The organism is Novispirillum itersonii (genome assembly GCF_014205675.1).
Taxonomy (GTDB): Bacteria; Pseudomonadota; Alphaproteobacteria; order Rhodospirillales; family Rhodospirillaceae; genus Novispirillum; species Novispirillum itersonii_A.
Map to the genome: position 1 here is coordinate 217,696 of NZ_JACIIX010000004.1, position 18,509 is coordinate 236,204.

The window sequence follows — 18,509 nt, forward strand, 5'->3', positions numbered from 1 at the left end:
GGCGCCGTTCCGTCTTACAGACAGGTCAGATCGGATCAGCGGACCCGAACGTTGCGGAACTGCCACGGATCCTGATGATCAACATCTTCGGGGAACAGCTTTTCACGGCCATCCAGCGGGGTCCAGTCGGTATACTCACCGACAACCGGGCCCAGATAAGGCCCGGCAACCGCAAGAATATCCTCATGCGGCAGTTCATCAGCCTCAATCAGCCCGACATCCGGATTGTTGATCGCCCAGACCATACCGCCCAGCACCGCCGCCGTGACCTGAAGGCCAGTGGCGTTCTGATATGGGGCCAGATCGCGGGCTTCCTGCACGCTCAGGTGAGAGCCATACCAGTATGCATTCTTTGCATGGCCGTACAGCAGCACACCCAGCTCATCCCGGCCTTCGGTCAGTTCGCCGTTCAGCAGGCGGTACACCGGCTGTTCCGCCCACTCCTTCCCAGCCAGCTCATGCAGGCTGAGAACTGCGGCATCGCAGGGATGGTAGGCATAATGCACGGTCGGACGATAGCGGACCGCACCGTTTTCCCGCACCGTCAGGAAGTCAGCGATGGAAATCGCTTCATTATGGGTAATCAGGAAACCATGGAACGGGCCTTCCATCGGCGTCCACGTCCGCACCCGGGTGCTGGCCCCCGGACGGCCCAGATAAATGGCGGCGTCACAGCCGAAATCATGCCGGAAACCATCTTCCGGCAAGCCCTTTTCATGGGTGCCCCAGCCGAGTTCAGCCGGTTGCATGCCTTCGCCGACAAACCCGTCAATCGACCAGGTGTTCCAGAACTCCCCCCGCACTTTCGGGCGGGCGGTGGTCTGGGTGTCGCGCTCGGCGATATGGATCCCCTTGATCCCCAGCGTTTCCGCCAGCGCCGCCCAACCGGAACGGTCCGTCGGCACCGGAGTGTCAACACCGGTGTCCGCCGCAACGGTCAGCAGGGCCCGCTTGACGAAATGGCTGACCAGCCCGGGATTGGCGCCATGGGCCATCACCGCAGTTTTCCCGCCGGGGAACTGCGCCTGCACGGCCAGAGCCTCTTCCCGCATAGAATAGTTGGACCGCTGCGACGCCGACTTGCTGGTATCGGTGTAGCCGCCTTCCCACGGTTCAATGCAGGTGTCGATGTAGAGGGCACCCCACCCCTGCGCCAGACGGATCAGATCCAGTGAGGACACATTCACCGACATATTGACGATAAAGCCGGGAGTGCCCGCCAGAATCGGTTCCAGAACCGAACGGACATTGTCCCGGGTCAGGGCGGTTTGCAGGAAACGGATGCCTTCGGCGTCTGCGATGGCCCGGTCACTGTCATCGGGCGCGATGATGGTAATGGCGTCACGGGGTGCGTCGATATGACGCAGGATCAAAGGCAAAATACCCTGACCGATGCTGCCAAAACCAATGATGACGATCGGACCATCAAAACGGGCAAGCCGCTTCCATTCACTCATTCAAACAAGCTCCTAAATCAACGGCGACCTTTGCAGACTCCGGCCGCCGGGACACCTCACAAGCGAGACGGGGTGAAAGGGGAAACGCACAGCGCCGACGACAGTGCCAGCGACGGCAGATCATCCCCCGTTTCAACGGGGGTGATCATGCCACGGGCATCGGTCAGAGCGCCATGACGTAGCTCAAGAGCGAGAAACCGTGCGCGGTCCACCGGGCCGGGCAGATCCATATCAAGGGTCAGGCCGGCTTCGAATCCGAAGCGGCGGTAGTAGGGTTCATCCCCCACCAGCACCACACTGCCATGGCCAAGCGCCGCCGCCTGATTGATCCCGTAGCGGATCAGGCGGGAGCCGAGGCCAAGGCTCTGAAGGCGCGGATGCACCGCCAGCGGGCCGAGCAGCAGCGACCGGGTTTCCCCGCCGATGCTGATCGCCCAGAAGCGCAGGGTGGCAATCACCTGCTGGGCGGAATCCCGGATGACGAACGCCAGCCCGTCAACCGGGGCCTGACCGTCGCGCAGGCGCTGGCAGGTCTTAAGAGTACGATCCGGCCCGAAGCAGAGGTCGAGCAGAGTTTCGATACCGGCGTGATCAGCGGCGGTTTCGTGGGAAATCTGGATCATGTCTGTGGGCCTCCCTGGCCCATCCCGGCCTGGGCGGCCGGGTGCCCTGTGATTGCAGACAGAAACGATATAAATCGGATCAGATGTAGAACGACTGCAACGGAGCAAAGCCGTTGAACGCCACCGCCGAATAGGTGGTGGTGTAGGCCCCGGTCGCCTCGAACAGCACCTTGTCACCGATTTCCAGCGACACCGGCAGCGGGTACGGGGTCTTCTCGTACAGCACGTCGGCGGAGTCACAGGTCGGACCGGCAAGGATGCACGGCTCGGTGGAGTCCCCGTCATGGGGGGTGCGGATCGGGTAGCGGATCGCCTCGTCCATGGTCTCAGCCAGACCGCCGAACTTGCCGATATCCAGATACACCCAGCGCAGTTCCCCTTCTGTGGTGGACTTGCGGGAGATCAGGATCACCTCGGATTGCAGGACACCGGCATTGCCGACCATGCCGCGGCCGGGTTCAATGATAGTTTCCGGCAGATTGTTGCCGAAGTGACGGCGCAGCGCAGTCTCAATGGCATCGCCGTAGGCCTGCACCGCCGGGATATCCCGCAGGTAACGGGTCGGGAAGCCACCGCCCATGTTGACCATCGACAGCTCAATCCCGCGTTCCGACAGGGTGCGGAAGATGCTGCCGACAATGCTCAGCGCACGGTCATAGGTGGTGACGTCACGCTGCTGCGAGCCGACATGGAAGGAAATGCCATAGGGCTTCAGGCCCAGGCGCCGGGCCTGTTCCATCAGATCCACCGCCATTTCCGGGGCGCAGCCGAACTTGCGGGACAGCGGCCATTCGGCACCTTCGCAGTCGAACAGGATGCGGCAGTACACCCGCGATCCCGGCGCGGAGCGGGCGATCTTTTCCAGCTCCTCGATGGAATCAAAGGCAAACATGGTCACGCCCATGCCCCAGGCGCGGGCGATGTCGCGTTCTTTCTTAATGGTATTGCCGTAAGAAATACGGTCCGGGGTCGCCCCGGCGGCCAGCGCCATCTCGATTTCCGCCACCGAGGCGGTGTCGAAGCACGACCCCATTTCCGCCAGAAGCGACAGAATCTGCGGGGCGGGATTGGCCTTTACGGCATAGAAAACACGGGTTTCCGGCAGGCAATTGGCAAAAGCCTGATAGTTCTGGCGAACCACATCGAGGTCCACCACAAGGCACGGGCCTTCCGGTCGACGGGTTTCGAGGAACTGGCGGATACGGTCGGTCATTGCAGCACGTCCCTTGACGAAGCAGTGAAGATAAGTCGGGGACCGGAAAGCCATCCGGGGCCGGGGCGGCTGGTGGAAATGCCGAATACCGGGCCGGATCCCGACAGCTCCGGCGCCGTCGGAATAAAGGCATGTTGTGCTTGCTGTTCGTGGCCAACGCACAGACGCCCGGGGGTTGCCGGACGTTTACCCATGCGCGTTGGTTTTTCGGATTGGGGAGTGCAATCCGCACGCTTGGCAATGAAGTAAAGTGCCTCTTCAGTAACGCCGACCTGTGGAGAGCCGACAGAGACCAAAAAAGCCGCGTTACGTCGTTGCTTTAAGCTGCCATCCCGGTTGATTTCTCCCTAAGCCTACAGGGGCTTAACAGCGGAAGAGCCGGGCAGTCCGGCAGCGACGGGCACGTGCGAATACGGACTGACGCTGATTTATTATCCAACGACCCCGATTGCAAATTAAATTTTCGCCCCAGGGCAAAAAAATTCACCTGCATTTAGATACCGCGCACCCCGTGCGGCAGAACCGGGAAAAATGCGGAATCAACCGGCAAAACCGGCAGAATGCGCGGGCCTAAAGCGACGGGGGCGTGCAGGCCGAAACGACCACGCAATCCTCGTCCCCGACATTGCGGAACCGGTGCGGAATCCGGCTGTCAAACAGATAGGCATCCCCGGGGCCAAGAATCCGCCGCTGCTCCCCCACCGTCACCTCCATTCGCCCACTGATGATAACACCACCCTCTTCCCCTTCATGGCTCAGCAGGACCTTGCCACTGTCGGTACCGGGGGCGTAGCGTTCATGGAGGATCTGTAGGGCCCGGCGGGTCATGTCGGTGCCGACCTGCCGGTAGCTGATCTTGCCGCGCCCGATTTCGACCAGTTCAGCCGCCGGGAAGAACACCCGCTCCGCCCCCTCCTCCGGCATTTCCAGTGCAAAGAACTCGGCCAACCCCATCGGAATACCATCCAGCACCCGCTTCAACGATCCCACGGACGGATTGGTGCGGTCGGATTCAATCAACGAAATGGTGGCGTTGGTCACCCCGGCCCGGCGCGCCAGCTCCCGCTGGCTGAGGTTCTGCCGTTCACGCACCATCCGCAGGCGGGCCCCCACACTGGCATCCATCGGTGTGTCCTTTTCTGTATCGGGCTGTATCCGGCCGTTTCAGGCGTTCACGATCCTGAACATGATGCAGTGCATTTTGATGTTTTTCAACGTGATAACCACATAGAAGAAAACGTCTTGTTAAACATATGCCGACACCGCAAGGTGGAGCCTGACAGTTCCCGCCGTTTGTCTTCCGCCCGTGGAGCGCACCATGCCCGACAGCCTGAATACCCCGAACGATCTGGCCCCATTCTGGATGCCGTTCACCGCCAACCGTCAGTTCAAGAGCAACCCGCGCCTGTTCGTGAAGGCGGAGGGGATGCATTACACCACCAGCGACAACCGTCAGGTTCTGGACGGCACGGCCGGTCTGTGGTGCGTCAATGCCGGTCACGCCCAGCCGAAGATCGTCGAGGCCATTCAGCAGCAGGCGCAGGAGCTGGATTACGCCCCGGCCTTCCAGATGGGGCACCCCAAGGCGTTTGAACTGGCCGCCCGGCTGGTGGCGATGATCCCCGGCGATCTCGATCACGTCTTCTTCACCAATTCCGGCTCGGAAAGCGTTGATACCGCACTGAAAATCGCGCTGGCCTATCACCGCGCCAAGGGCGATGCCTCCCGCACCCGTCTGATCGGGCGCGAACGCGGCTATCATGGCGTTGGCTTCGGCGGCATTTCCGTCGGCGGCATTGTCAACAACCGCCGCTTCTTTGGCTCGCTGCTGGCCGGTGTCGACCACATGCGCCACACCCATGATCCGGCGCGCAATGCCTTCAGCCGGGGCCAGCCGGAACACGGGGCCGAACTGGCTGACGATCTGGAACGGATTGTCGCCCTGCATGGTGCCGAAACCATCGCCGCCGTGATCGTCGAGCCGATGGCCGGATCCACCGGTGTGCTGATGCCGCCGAAGGGCTATCTGGAACGCCTGCGGGCCATCTGTGACAAGTACGGCATCCTGCTGATTTTCGACGAAGTCATCACCGGGTTCGGCCGCCTTGGCTCCCCCTTCGCCGTCGATCATTTCGGGGTGATGCCCGATATCGTCACCACCGCCAAGGGCGTGAGCAACGGCGCGGTGCCGATGGGCGCGGTGTTCGTCCGCAAGGGCATCTATGATGCCTTCATGAACGGCCCGGAAAACGCCATCGAGCTGTTCCACGGCTACACCTATTCCGCCCACCCGCTGGCCTGCGCCGCCGCTCTGGCGACGCTGGACGTTTACCGCGAACAGGATCTGTTCCAGCGCTGCGCCGATCTGGCCCCGTACTTCGAAGATGCCGTGCACTCCCTGAAGGACCTGCCGCACGTGATCGACGTCCGCAACATGGGTCTGGTCGCCGGGATTGAGCTGGAAGCCCGCCCGGGTGCGCCGACGGCCCGCGCCTTCGAAGCCTTCCTGAAATGCTATGACAAGGGCGTCCTGATCCGCACCACCGGTGACATCATCGCGCTGAGCCCGCCGCTGATCGTCGACAAGGCGCAGATTGATACCATTGTCGGCACCATCGCCGATGTGCTGAAGGATATCGCCTGACCCCTTAATAGGGGATCCGCCCGGCGGATCCCCCTGTCCATAAAGCAGCAGGGTCCATAAAGCAGCAGGGCGGCCCCACCGGACCGCCCTGTTGTTTTTTATGCGGCTCCCTGCTCCGCTGGCCGGAACGTCCAGATGCGGTTCAGCAGGTAATGCCAGACCAGCAGAAGCCCGGTGGTCATCGCCTGCGCCAGCAGATAGGGCAGACCGAGACCGTCGGTCATCGCCGCCATCAACAGCATGGTCCAGACCAGACCGGTCGCGGCGATGGCGAAAAACCGCGGCAAGGCTTCCGTGTGGGAACGGTCACTGCGGAACACCACGGTGCGGTTCAGAACATAATTGACCAATCCGCCAACCACAAAACCGGCGGCGGCTCCGGCCATCGGCGACAGCCGGGCCACTTCCACCAGACCGATCAGCACCGCGTAGTGCGCCAGCGTTCCCCCTGCCCCAACGCAGGCGAACAGAAGAAACTGACGGGACAGCAGCATGCCGCCCCCTTTCCGAAGCAATGACATCACCATAGGTTATGGCCCCGCCGGACGTTTGGCCAGCTGCTGTCGCTCCAGCAGCGCCCGCCTGTCTTTCACCACCGCCAAGGGTACCCCCATCCGGCGGACCGAGGCAACAACCGCCCCGCTGAGCGTATCGTCACACCCCATCTGGGTGGCCGAAATAAAGAACTCGGCAGAATCCCAGACATGGGTGATCTCAAACCGCGTATCGAGAACGTCGTTGGCCTGAAAGCCCTCAGCACAGACCGCGACCAGATGACGCCTCTCCCCCAGCTTGCGTGGCCCCAGAACCCGGTCCAGTTCCTCGCCCGCTTCCCGCAGGCTGGATGACCAGTAATCGGTCTCCCAGCCGCCATAGGCCCCCGGCAGCCAGCCGACCAGACTGTTGAACCCGGCATAGCCATACGGATGCATCAACGCCAGAGGCACCGCCGCCAGAAGGACAAAACCGGCAACCGCCCCCCGCAGGCACAATGCCCCCCATCGGAGCGACCGCACAAAGGCAAACAGAAAATCCCATCCGGCAGACGCCAGAACGACCAGTGGTGGAACTGTGAAGAGAAAATGCCGGATCCCGTTGTACATCGGCGGACGGCTGAGGGTGGCGTAGACCACCGGAAACAGCGCCGCAAACACCACCGGCAGCCACCGCGCCAGCGTCTCCAGTCCGGCCCGGCCATTCCGTTCCCGACGTTTCAGCCAGAAGGCCAGCGCAACCGGCGCCAAGGCCAGTCCGGCCAGCGTCATTTCCGGGAGTTTAACCAGCAGGTATTGCGGCAGATAGGTCCGGGGCACGTCCGACAGCTCCACCTCCGCACCCCCGACCATCGTGGTCATGCTGAAAGCGAAGTGCGAAAACGTTCCCAATGCCTTCAAAATATTGCCGGGATCCTGCACCGACCACGGCCAGAACACCGCCATCATCACCACGGTCAGGCTCAGCCCCGGCAGCAGGGACACCACAGACAGCAGCAGAAAACGCAGGCGGGCCGCGATCCCGCCGGAATGAAGGACCATTGCCCCCAGAACGGCAAGGCCGATGAAACCGATGGACAGCACCGCACCGACCCGCAGACCGATGGCACAACCGACAGCAAGGCCCAGCTTCAGCACCAGCCCCATCCCCGGACGGGGCAGAACGGCAGCACAGCGCAAAGCATAGTACAGGGCCCAGACCATGGCCGTCGCAAAGGGGACATCCTTGGTATGGGTGAACATCGCCCCTGACCACATACCGGTCAGCAGCAGCAGCACCATGGCAATCACCCCGGCGCGGTCGCCCATCAGCAGGCGGGCGACCCGGGCGGTGCCGATCAGACCGACCACACCGATCAGACCGGACAGCAGATGCCGCAGATGCCAGACATCAACAACCGGCACCAGTTTCTGCAGAAAGACTGCGACCAGATCAAACAGGCCACCGTACAGATACAGATTCTTATACGAAAAGGCCGCCAGATCAGTCATGCCGGAGGCATAGTAACGCCAAAGCAGCTCCCCATAGGTGTGCTGCACCAGCTCGTCATTGCTGGCGCCATGCAGAGGAAACGTTGCCAGAACGAAAGCAACGGTCAGCCACGGGATCATCATCAGGGCATCGCGCAGCGTCAGCGCACGCAGCACTGCCGTCATCCTCAGCCGCGCTGCCGCAGCCTTCTCCCGGATGGTCATTTACCGTCCTCCGCCACCCCTGCGGGGTGTTTACCGACCTGATCGGCAACGATATACAGCGGACGTCCTTTTACTTCGTTAAAAATACGGCCGATATATTCACCCAGCGCGCCAAGGCTGATCAGCTGAATCCCGGACATAAACAGACCGGCCACCATCAGCGAGGCATAGCCGGGCACATCAATCCCCCAGATCAGGGTGCGGATCACAAGCCAGCTGCCATAAACAACTGACAGCACGGCAATTGCCAGCCCGATCAGGGACCACACCCGCAGCGGCACCATCGAGAACGCGGAAATACCGTCCAGCGCATATTTGAACAACCGCAGAAACGGCCATGCCGACTGCCCGCCAACCCGTTCCGCCGGCTCAAAATCGATCAGCACCTGCCGGAAACCGACCCAGCTGGTGATGCCTTTCATGAAACGGTTGCGTTCCGGCAGGCTGTTGATGGCATTCACCACCGCCCGGTCGAACAGCCGGAAATCTCCGGCCCCTTCCGGGATCTCGACATCAGAGACGTAATGGAACAGCCAGTAGAACATCCGGCTGGCAAGGCGGCGCGTCGTCGGGTCAGTCTGCCGGGAGCGGCGGACCGCCGTCACCATCTGCGCTCCATCCCGCCAGCGGGCCAGCATATCCGGCAACAGCTCCGGCGGATGCTGAAGATCACCGTCCATCAGGACGACAACATCCCCGGCAGCGGCCCGCAGACCGGCGGCCATCCCGGCTTCCTTGCCAAAGTTACGGGCAAACCGGAAGCCCCGGACCGCCGGATCCACCGCCGCCAGATCGCGGATGACCTCAAAACTGCTGTCGCGGGAACCGTCATCAACCAGCACGATTTCCCAGCGGCTCAGGGGCATCGCCCCCAGCACTGCGGTTAACCGCGCATGCAGACTCCGCAGAGCCTCGCCCTCGTTATAGACAGGAACAACAACTGACAGAAACGGGCCACGCCCGGTTTCCCCCTGCACCGTTTCGTCGGTCATCACCGTCACACCATCATCCAACGCACAAGCCACGTTGCACCTGTCTCTAAACCCGTCTGCCACCCTTGCCCGGCTCTCTCCCGGCGGAACCCCAGTCCGCCTTGGCCTTGCAATCCGGCTGACGCCTCTCTAATACCTTGAAGTGGGCCAGACCGCCATAGACCGGAAGTTCCTCTATGACCAAATTCGCAAGTCCGGTACGCAGAATTCACCCGGTTGTCATCTGCGCAGACGATTACGGCCTGTCCCCCGGGGTCAGTCAGGCGATTGAAGGCCTGATTGCGCAAGGCCGCCTGAGTGCCACCAGCGTGATGACCACTCTGCCGGACTGGCAGACGTCCGGAGCCGGTCTGAAAGCGCTGACCCGGCAGCATCCGGCGGATATCGGCCTGCACCTGACTCTGACCGAGCAGCCGCCGCTGACCGCCTGCGCCGGACTGGCGGAAGGCGGACGCCTGCCGCCGGTCGGAACTGTCCTGTCCCGGGCCCTGCTGCGTCGCCTTCCGGCTGCCGCGATCCGCAACGAGATCCGTGCCCAGCTCGACCGGTTTGAGGATGTCTGGGGAGATATCCCGGATTATATTGACGGCCACCAACACGTTCACAGCTTTCCCCAGATCGGCGGCCTTCTGGTGCAGGAGATGACGCGCCGCTATGGGCATCTGCCCCGGCGCCCCTATCTCCGCTCCGTCTTTGAAACCCCCGGGCGTCTCCGCCGCCATGGCGGGTCCACCGCCAAAGGCCTGATCCTGACGGCCCTCTCGCTGCCGTTTGACCGGCTCGCCCATCGGGCCGGATTTCAGGCCAACAGCAGTTTCCGCGGACTTTATGATTTTTTTATGGCGGAGGACTACCGCCCCCTGTTCCGTCGCCTGCTGCGCGATCCGGGGCCGCGTACCCTGATCCACTGTCACCCCGGGCAAACTGATGACGTGCTGAAAAGCCGGGATGGCCTGACCTGGCCCCGGGAGCGGGAACTGGCCTATCTGTCCTCTGCCGCCTGCGCTGAGGATCTGGAGGAAGCCGGGGTCCGCCCGGCCCGCTTCAGCGCGTTGGCAGACTGACGCCATCTCCTCTTGCCAAGCGGGGCGGAAGGCGTTACCTCCTGCCCACACGATCTGGCCCGAGCATTCTGGCTGACCCCCGCAGCACCGCCCCGCATCAAACCGGCTGGCGGTTTTGGCTGTTGAGAATACGGATTTTCACCGATGACCAAAACCATCGCCCCCGCGCCGCGCGTCGGCATCGTCAGCCTCGGCTGCCCGAAGGCCCTTGTTGATTCCGAACGGATCCTGACCCGCCTGCGTGCGGAAGGCTACGAAGTGTCGCCGACCTATGAAGGGGCTGACGCCGTCATCGTCAACACCTGCGGTTTTCTGGATTCGGCCAAGGCGGAGAGTCTGGAGGCGATCGGTGAGGCTCTGGCCGAAAACGGCAAGGTGATCGTCACCGGCTGTATGGGCAAAGACGAAACCCTGATCCGGGAACAGTTCCCGAATGTGCTGTCGGTCACCGGCCCGCATCAGTATGAAGCGGTGGTGTCCGCCGTCCACGATGCAGCGCCGCCGCAGCATGATCCGTTCGTCGATCTGGTGCCGCCGGAAGGCATCAAGCTGACCCCGCGTCATTACTCCTACCTGAAGATTTCCGAAGGCTGCAACAACCGCTGCTCCTTCTGTATCATCCCGTCGCTGCGCGGCGATCTGGTCAGCCGCCCGATCAACCGCGTGCTGGCCGAGGCCGAAAAGCTGGTCAAGGCCGGGGTCAAGGAACTGCTGGTAATCTCGCAGGATACCAGCGCCTACGGCGTTGATCTGAAGTATGCCGAGGCCGACTGGAAGGGCAACCCGATCAAGACCAATATGCTGGAACTGTCGCGGGCGCTGGGCGACATGGGGGTGTGGGTGCGCATGCACTATGTCTATCCCTACCCCAGCGTGGACGCGGTGATCCCGCTGATGGCCGAAGGAAAGATCCTGCCGTATCTGGACATCCCCTTCCAGCACGCCAGCCCGAATGTGCTGAAGTCAATGCGCCGCCCGGCCAATCAGGAAAAGGTTCTGGACCGCATCAACAAGTGGCGGGACATCTGTCCGGATCTGACCCTGCGCTCCACCTTCATTGTCGGCTTCCCCGGCGAGACCGAGGAAGACTTTGAATTCATGCTCGACTGGCTGAGCGAGGCCAAACTCGACCGCGTCGGCTGCTTCAAATACGAACCGGTTGAGGGTGCCACCGCCAACGATCTGCCCGACCAGATCGACGAAGAGGTCAAGGAAGAGCGCTGGCACCGCTTCATGGAGCATCAGCGCCAGATTTCCGAAGTGAAGATGGCCGCCAAGGTCGGCACCCTGCAAAAGGTAATCATCGACGAGGTGGATGAAGACGGTGCCATCGGCCGGTCCACCGCCGATGCCCCGGAAATCGACGGCAGCGTGTTCCTGAACGGCGACACCGAGGTGAAACCGGGGGATATTGTCACCGTCCGCGTCGAGCATGCCGACGATTATGACCTGTGGGGCATCCGGATAGACTGATCAGTCTCCACCGTTTCTCATCAAAAAGCCGGGCAGAACACTCTGCCCGGCTTTTTGGTTCTGAAGCACCCGCTGCTCAGGTCCGGATCAGCGGGGCTGACCAGTCCAGCTGCTGCCACTGGGTCCGGCGGCGACGCTTGTCTTCATACATCCGGGTATCGGCGATGTGCAGCAGGTCAGTCTGGTTGCTGCCATCCTGAGGGGCCAGAACGCCGCCGATGCTCATTTCAATCTGGATTGGTTTTCCCTCCAGAACCACAGACCCGGATACGGACAGCCGCAGCCGGTCGATAAAGCGGTCAAGCCGCTCACGGGTGTTCACCTCACTCAACAGAATAACGAACTCATCCCCGCCCAGTCGGGCCGGATGCTCGCCGTCCCGGCAGATCTTCCGCAGGCGTTGCCCGATCTCAATCAACAGAGCATCCCCCATCGCATGACCGTTGACGTCATTGACCTGCTTAAACCGGTCAAGGTCAAACAGCACCAGCCCGAAGTGCTCCCCGGTCCGATCCAGCGCCAGCAGGGATTCTTCCAGCAATGCATCCATCTGGCGGCGGTTGGCCAACCCCGTCAGCGGATCCAGACGGGTCAGGGCTTCCAGCTCCCCCTGCTTCCGGTACAGCACCAGCGCCGCTGCCCCGGTCATCCACAGCAGAGTCCAGACCGTGAAGGTGAAGAACAGCGGCTCGTTGACCGCCTGCGCCCCCTGCTCCGTGCTGCCCAGCAGATAACGCAACGCATAGTTCCAGCGCATGGCAAAGCCGATGGCAAGGCAGAACAGCACCGCCGCACACAGGGTTTCCGCTGCCCGGGTGGCCCGGTCCTGCCGGTACAGCAGAATCAGGGCCCCGGACAGCAGCAGCAGCAGGTAATAGGTGTCGCTGAACATGTAGCGGTACGGCGGATAGGGGGCGGTGATCACCGAAACCGTCACCACAACCACGAAAAAGGCAATCCACCACGGCAGACGCCCCCGGATGGAGCCGATGCCCTTAAACCGCAGGATCCCCTCAAAATACAGCGAAAACAGCGTCATGGTCGCAACATTGACGCCCGCATTCCAGAACAGGGTATTAAAAACACCCAGCATCCCGCTGGAATAGGCGGTCATGCAGATGATGGAGGCAATCATCCAGCACCCGGGGCCCCGGGTCCCCGGCGTGGTCCGCCAGACGATGACCATCATCGCCACCGACGCGATATTGATGAACGCGTTGGTGATCGCCAGGGTCGCCGGATGCAAAACAATCGAAAACACCTTATCCCCCTTTTCCTGATCCCCCCGTTGCGGGCCGGATCACACCACGGTTTCCCCGGTGATATCGCCTGCGTTTTCTGCGGCCGGGCGCGGCCATGATTTCCGGCGCCGTTCCTGCTTGGCCTTATACATGCGCTGGTCCGCCACATGCAGAACGTCGGTCTGGTTGATGCCATCCCCGGGCACCAGCGCCCCGCCAAGGCTGAGACGGATCATCACATCCCGGCCATCCCGGGTCAGGGCCGGGCCTTCCACGGCAGCCTGTAAACGGGCCATCACGGCGGCCAGATCGTCCTCCGTGGCCACGGCCTTCACCAGTATCACGAACTCGTCGCCGCCAAACCGCGCCGGAAGATCGCCGGACCGGCAGAACGCCCGCAGACGCCTGCCAACCTCAATCAGGCAGTCATCCCCGGCAAGGTGGCCGATGGTGTCGTTGATTTCCTTGAAGCCGTCGAGATCGAAGGTCAGAACAGCAAAGGCCGGATTGGCCCGCGGCGGGGCAGCTCCCCGGATCCCGGCACGCTCCGGCACCGCCCCCGGCACCAGCGGCCGGACCGCCGCTTCAAACACCCGGTCGAACTCCCGCCGATTGGGCAGCCCGGTCAGGGCATCTTCGCGGGTCAGCGCCTCAATCCGGGCCTGAGAGCGCTTCAGGACCATCAGCACCACCGCGTAGGTCCACCAGAACGACCAGACAGTGAACAGAAACTGCGCAGTTCCATCTTTGGACCGCAGATCGATACCGGGTTCACCCTGATAAAAATCATAGGTATTCAGCCATCGGCTGATCAGGCTGCCGCCGATCATGACAAAGGCAATGCACCCGAAAATACGGATCGGAATACTGATATCCGGGGCACCGCGCAGGACCAGAAGCAGCGCCGCCACGATCAAAAGGATCAGGGCCGCATCCTGCGCCAGCAGACGCAGTGCCGGTTCTGACACCATATGGAACAGGACCGGCCCAGAGACCGCCGCGATCCCCAGCACCACCAACGGCCGGACGATCCCTCTTGCCGGGTCAGCAGCGCGGTGTCCGGCAGCCATAAACCGGATCACCCCTTCAATCACCAGCACCAGCAGCATTGCCACCAGCGAGGTATAGGCCATTTCCCACCGCAGGGGCGCTGCGCCCTCCCCGGCATCCCGCAACAGCACCGTCACCCCGGCAACGGCGGGAGACAGCAGGCTGCCAAGAAACCAGTATCCGGGGCCCGGCATCCGCGCATTGGCCCGCCAGATCACCCCCATCAGGATCACCGTGGCAACCCCGATGCAAATACTCAGCAAAGCCATTGTTGGCAAATCAAGCGTCCGCACCAGCACCCCCACACCCAAATAACGCGGTTTACAGCCTCCGCCCGCTCCGGCGGCCCGGATCCGATATCCCGGACATCAAAGGCTACCGTGGCGCAGCATCCGGGTAAAGAGCGCTTAAGACAACAAGGATAAAGTCATACGCAATTTAACGACCGAAGACCTGATTTCCTGCGGCGTATAAGCGGCAAAACCGATCAACAGGCCCTGTTCCTGAACCGGTGGTTGACAGTAAGAGGACAATGCCCGGACCATCACCCCGGCAGCCTCGCAGCGGGTCGCCAGATCCTGATCGGACCAGCCCGCCGAAACCACCCGTGCCGTCAGCCGGGCCAGAACGTGCATCCCGGAAGGCTGTATCTCCGGGATTGCCAGCCAGTCAGAACATTGTTCCGCCAGCGCCGTCAGCAGGCACTCCTGCCGTTCAGCATAGACCCGGCGCATCCGGCGCAGATGGCGGGCATAAGCGCCGCTGTCCATGAACTCGGCCAACGCCGGTTGCAGGGCCAGAGAGGCGCGGGGACCCGTCGCCTCCAGACAGGCGCGGTAGCGGTCGATCGCAGTCTCCGGGACCGCCAGATAGCCCAGCCGGACCCCGGACGCAAACACCTTGGAGAAGCTGCCCAGATAAAGCACCCGCCCGCCATGATCCAGCGAGGCCAGCGCCGCCAGAGGACGGCCGCCATAGCGGAACTCACTGTCGTAATCATCCTCCAGAATCATACAGTTATTGTGACGGCCCCAGTCAATCAGCGACAGGCGGCGGGACAGCGGCATGGTAAGGCCAAGAGGAAACTGCCGGGACGGCGTCACCATGATCAGACGCGGCGCACAATCCCCAGCCGCCTGCCGGGCAGCCAGACTGTCAAGGCAGAGACCGCTGCCGTCCACCGGGCAATGGATCACCTGCCCGCCACGGTCCGCCACCATATTCCGGGCCGGGGAATAGCCGGGGTTTTCCAGCACCACTCCCGCCCCGGCCTCAACAAAGGCCCGCAGGGTCAGGTCAATGCCCTCCCCGGCTCCGGCGGTGACGATGATCTGATCCGGCGTCACATCGATCCCCCGCCAGACCTGAAGGTGACGGGCCAGCGCCTGCCGCAGGGCGGGATCACCGAACACCGTCTCGCCGTGCCCCAGCACTCTGGGCGACGGACGGCGCCAGCTGTTGGACAAAGCACGGACCCAGTCAGCAGAGGGAAACAGCCGTCCATCCGGCTCCCCCGGCTGGAGGGGGGGAGCCCATCCCGGCGTTTCCTGCCAGTCTGCGGCCACCGTTTTCAGGGGCGGAGCGGAATTGACCGGGCCGGCAGGCCGACGGGCCGGGTGCCCACCGGTCACCATCAGGGTATCCTCCGGCAGCGGACAGACATACATGCCACTGCCCGGACGCCCGGCGATGTATCCCTCCCCGACCAACTGATCGTAGGCGGCAATCACCGTAGCCCGCGACACCCCTAGCTCTGTCGCCACCAGACGGCTGGACGGCAGCCGTTCCTGCGGGCGCAGGGCCCGGCGCAGGATCAGGTCACGCAGCTGCCCGTACAGCTGTACATATACCGGCCGGTTTCCCTGCGGATCCAGTGATACCCCAACCCATGCCCCGGCCATCTGCCCTCCTGCGGTGATACGGACGCCATCTTTGAAGGCGGTTTCAGGCCCAGCGGGCTGTCCGGAGCCGGAAACCCTCTCGGGATACAGCCCACAACTGGTCTGTATATTTTATCAAAAAGTGGATCTTTTTAACAGACCAGTAATCTCTGATTTTAGGCGGCAGAGCATCCCCTGCCCCCCAGACATCCGCTTTTTTCAGGAATTGGTAACGATGACCCATCAGGCTCCTCCTCCCTCCCCTCAGGCCACCGTCAAGCGGGGAGCCAAGCGCGCCAAGTACGATACGGACACCCTGTACGCCATCCTTGATGCCATGCCGCTGTGCCACGTCGGGTACATCATCGACGGGCGGCCGGTGGTGATCCCGACCCTGCAATGGCGGGAAGGCGACACCCTGTACTGGCATGGCGCCAGCACCAGCCGCACCATCGCCGCCGCAGCGGAACAGGATGTCTGCGTCACCGTCTCCATCCTTGATGGTCTGGTGATCGCTCGCTCGGCCTTCAACCACAGTGTCAACTACCGCTCGGTGGTGGTACACGGCCGTCCGCGCCTGATCGACGATCCGGAGCACAAGGAAGCCGCCCTGAAAGCGATGATCGAAAGCCTGACCCCCGGCCGCTGGGATGCACTGCGCCCGATGCATGCCAAAGAATTCAAGGCCACCGGGGTTCTGGCGCTGGATCTGAGCGACGCCTCCTGCAAGGTCCGCTCAGGCAGCCCGGTAGACGATGCCGAAGATTATGACCTGCCGATCTGGGCCGGGGTTCTGCCCCTGCGCAGCCAGTGGGGGACACCTGAACCCGACGGGCGGGTTCTGCCCGGCGTGGAAACCCCGGAAGCCATTGCCAGCTTCCCGCAGGGGCCGATGTTCCGCGGCCTGTAAGCCGTCTCCGGTCGCAACGGCCCCCTTCCACGCAGGATAAGGCCGCTGCCGAACCCCCGGTCCGCACCACCCCGGACCGGGGGCTTTTTTATGATATGCCAAGTGGCGACGAGGCAGAAAAAACAAAACCCCGAGGTTTCCCTCGGGGTTTTGATGGTGGGCGTGGCAAGGATTGAACTTGCGACCCCTGCGATGTCAACACAGTGCTCTCCCACTGAGCTACACGCCCGTCTGTCACATAACCGCTTGGAAGTTTTCGTTTTTTCCACTCAGTCACCGGCTGCGCCGTCGTGAGGGCGGCTTTATATCCAGCCAATCAAAACCACGCAAGCCCTTTTTTTGATATTTTGACTTTTTTGTTCCCAGCCCCCGTCCGGGGCCCCGTCAGGGCCGCATTGCCCCTGCACACCTCCTCACCGATGCCCTTTCATCCGGCACCCGCCGGGGATAAGGCAAACCCACGAGATTTATGTGAGGCTGGAAAAGACAAAACCCCGAGGTTTCCCTCGGGGTTTTGATGGTGGGCGTGGCAAGGATTGAACTTGCGACCCCTGCGATGTCAACACAGTGCTCTCCCACTGAGCTACACGCCCGTTTCGCGGTGCGTCGGATCGTTTCCGGTTCGTCGCTGCGAGGACGGCTTTATACTCAGCCAATCCGGGGATGGCAACACCTATTTTTCAAATCATTGCATTTTTTTGATGCCCCCGCTCCACATCGCCGACAGACACGCCTGCCCCCTTGGAGGGGGCAAAGGCTTGGTGTAGCGTGCCGGTATGGAAGCAGGATCCCGACACCCCCTTTCCGCGCCCCCCTCCCCCCTCCCCGCCTCTCACCCGGCGGCAGAGCGGCAGCCCTTCATTCTGGAACAGCCCCACCGGCAGACGCTGCCGCTGGTGGTGACCTCCCCGCACTCAGGCGATTATTACCCGCAGGCGTTTCTGGCCTCATCTCACCTTGACCCTCTGAGCATCCGCCGCTCAGAGGACTGCTATGTCCATGAGCTGGCATCCGACATTGTCGCCCTGGGGGCCCCGCTGCTGCGGGCGGTCTACCCGCGCGCCTATCTCGATCTGAACCGGGAACCGTGGGAACTGGACCCGGAGATGTTCGACAGCCCCCTGCCTCCCGGCATCAACACCCAGTCTCCGCGCGTTGCCTCCGGGCTGGGGACGATTGCCCGCGTGGTCGGCAACGGCAACACCATCTATCGCGGCAAACTGTCGTTTGAGGATGCCGAGGCCCGGGTTCACACCCTGTACTACCCCTACCACCAGACCCTGCGGCAGCTGATTGACGAGACGCAGCGGCAGTTCGGCTACTGCGTGGTGGTGGACTGCCATTCCATGCCGTCTGCCACCGTCCCTGCCGGACCACCCGCCACCGGGTTTGTTCTGGGGGACTGCTACGGCGTCAGCTGTCACCGGTCCCTCAGCGATGCCGCCCGTGCCGCTCTGGAACGCGGCGGCTGGCGGGTGATGCGCAACACCCCCTATGCCGGGGGCTTCATCACCCGCCATTATGGGCAACCCGAGAGCAGGGTTCACGCCCTTCAGATTGAGATCAACCGCAGCCTGTACATGGACGAAGCCACCTACGGGCAGCGGCGTGGCTTTCCCACCGTACAGGCCCTGCTGCGCGACACCCTCGCCGCAATCGCCCATCGTGCCGCGATTGTCCTGCGGCGATGACGGCCATCACTGTTACATAAAAAACAGTGTCAAGATTATTTTTTCCGGGACTCGGTGGTTTTAAGGCTCGACACCCATGCTG

At 62.5% G+C, this 18,509-nt stretch carries 15 protein-coding genes and 2 tRNA genes; 5 read left to right on the forward strand and 12 right to left on the reverse strand.

Translation table 11 applies throughout. The features are described 5' to 3' along the window. Window positions 1-35 precede the first annotated feature (35 nt). The 4 genes from FHS48_RS07700 to FHS48_RS07715 all read right to left on the reverse strand — a co-directional run bounded on the left by FHS48_RS07700 (window position 36) and on the right by FHS48_RS07715 (window position 4,418). Window positions 36-1,457, reverse strand: coding sequence for a homospermidine synthase (locus tag FHS48_RS07700; protein ID WP_184262968.1), 1,422 nt, complete (start codon window positions 1,455-1,457; stop codon window positions 36-38). 56 nt (window positions 1,458-1,513) lie between these two features. Then, window positions 1,514-2,080 carry a GNAT family N-acetyltransferase gene (locus FHS48_RS07705; protein WP_184262969.1) on the reverse strand — a complete coding sequence of 189 codons (567 nt, stop codon included), beginning with the start codon at window positions 2,078-2,080 and terminating at the stop codon, window positions 1,514-1,516. A gap of 79 nt (window positions 2,081-2,159) precedes the next feature. Further along, window positions 2,160-3,293 carry a type III PLP-dependent enzyme gene (locus FHS48_RS07710; protein ID WP_184262970.1) on the reverse strand — a complete coding sequence of 378 codons (1,134 nt, stop codon included), beginning with the start codon at window positions 3,291-3,293 and terminating at the stop codon, window positions 2,160-2,162. A 570-nt stretch (window positions 3,294-3,863) separates the two neighbouring features. Then, window positions 3,864-4,418: a cupin domain-containing protein gene (locus FHS48_RS07715; RefSeq protein ID WP_184262971.1), complete on the reverse strand. Its 555-nt coding sequence runs from the start codon at window positions 4,416-4,418 to the stop codon at window positions 3,864-3,866. 193 nt (window positions 4,419-4,611) lie between these two features. Here FHS48_RS07715 and aptA point away from each other — a divergent pair, with 193 nt between their 5' ends. After that, complete coding sequence (aptA, locus tag FHS48_RS07720; RefSeq protein WP_184262972.1) at window positions 4,612-5,937, forward strand: omega-aminotransferase AptA; 1,326 nt, start codon at window positions 4,612-4,614, stop codon at window positions 5,935-5,937. A gap of 98 nt (window positions 5,938-6,035) precedes the next feature. Here the strand turns inward: aptA and FHS48_RS07725 are convergent, their stop codons facing one another. From FHS48_RS07725 to FHS48_RS07735, 3 genes are read right to left on the reverse strand one after another with little or no spacing between them, the layout of a single operon-like run. Next, window positions 6,036-6,431 (reverse strand): GtrA family protein, encoded by a 396-nt coding sequence (locus FHS48_RS07725; protein WP_184262973.1) that lies wholly within the window; start codon window positions 6,429-6,431, stop codon window positions 6,036-6,038. A 36-nt stretch (window positions 6,432-6,467) separates the two neighbouring features. Further along, window positions 6,468-8,126, reverse strand: coding sequence for a hypothetical protein (locus FHS48_RS07730; protein ID WP_221443412.1), 1,659 nt, complete (start codon window positions 8,124-8,126; stop codon window positions 6,468-6,470). Further along, entirely contained in the window at window positions 8,123-9,118 is a 996-nt protein-coding gene (locus FHS48_RS07735; protein WP_184262974.1) for a glycosyltransferase family 2 protein, read from the reverse strand. The genes FHS48_RS07730 and FHS48_RS07735 overlap by 4 nt, the downstream gene beginning before the upstream one ends. Window positions 9,119-9,294: 176 nt before the next feature. Here FHS48_RS07735 and FHS48_RS07740 point away from each other — a divergent pair, with 176 nt between their 5' ends. Continuing rightward, the gene (locus FHS48_RS07740) at window positions 9,295-10,182 is read left to right on the forward strand and encodes a ChbG/HpnK family deacetylase (RefSeq protein ID WP_184262975.1); all 888 of its coding nucleotides are present in this window, start codon (window positions 9,295-9,297) and stop codon (window positions 10,180-10,182) included. A gap of 144 nt (window positions 10,183-10,326) precedes the next feature. Next, window positions 10,327-11,655, forward strand: a complete 1,329-nt coding sequence (rimO, locus tag FHS48_RS07745) for a 30S ribosomal protein S12 methylthiotransferase RimO (RefSeq protein ID WP_184262976.1) — start codon at window positions 10,327-10,329, stop codon at window positions 11,653-11,655. A gap of 76 nt (window positions 11,656-11,731) precedes the next feature. On the opposite strand, the gene FHS48_RS20420 is transcribed toward rimO, so the two are convergent. The 3 genes from FHS48_RS20420 to pdxR all read right to left on the reverse strand — a co-directional run bounded on the left by FHS48_RS20420 (window position 11,732) and on the right by pdxR (window position 15,847). Further along, complete coding sequence (locus FHS48_RS20420) at window positions 11,732-12,916, reverse strand: GGDEF domain-containing protein (protein WP_184262977.1); 1,185 nt, start codon at window positions 12,914-12,916, stop codon at window positions 11,732-11,734. Window positions 12,917-12,955: 39 nt separating this feature from the next. Next, complete coding sequence (locus FHS48_RS07755) at window positions 12,956-14,215, reverse strand: GGDEF domain-containing protein (protein WP_184262978.1); 1,260 nt, start codon at window positions 14,213-14,215, stop codon at window positions 12,956-12,958. Between the two features lie 138 nt (window positions 14,216-14,353). Further along, window positions 14,354-15,847, reverse strand: coding sequence for a MocR-like pyridoxine biosynthesis transcription factor PdxR (gene pdxR, locus FHS48_RS07760; RefSeq protein ID WP_184262979.1), 1,494 nt, complete (start codon window positions 15,845-15,847; stop codon window positions 14,354-14,356). 214 nt (window positions 15,848-16,061) lie between these two features. Between pdxR and FHS48_RS07765 the strand changes: the two genes are divergently transcribed. Then, on the forward strand, window positions 16,062-16,736 hold the full coding sequence (locus FHS48_RS07765; RefSeq protein ID WP_184262980.1) for a pyridoxamine 5'-phosphate oxidase family protein: 675 nt from the start codon (window positions 16,062-16,064) through the stop codon (window positions 16,734-16,736). A 154-nt stretch (window positions 16,737-16,890) separates the two neighbouring features. On the opposite strand, the gene FHS48_RS07770 is transcribed toward FHS48_RS07765, so the two are convergent. Both FHS48_RS07770 and FHS48_RS07775 read right to left on the reverse strand, forming a co-directional pair. Further along, window positions 16,891-16,965: transfer RNA gene (locus FHS48_RS07770), tRNA-Val, on the reverse strand. Between the two features lie 289 nt (window positions 16,966-17,254). Next, a tRNA-Val gene (locus FHS48_RS07775) sits at window positions 17,255-17,329 on the reverse strand. A gap of 303 nt (window positions 17,330-17,632) precedes the next feature. On the opposite strand from FHS48_RS07775, the gene FHS48_RS07780 reads away from it, so the two are divergent. Further along, window positions 17,633-18,427, forward strand: a complete 795-nt coding sequence (locus tag FHS48_RS07780) for an N-formylglutamate amidohydrolase (RefSeq protein WP_311769104.1) — start codon at window positions 17,633-17,635, stop codon at window positions 18,425-18,427. Window positions 18,428-18,509: the final 82 nt, after the last annotated feature.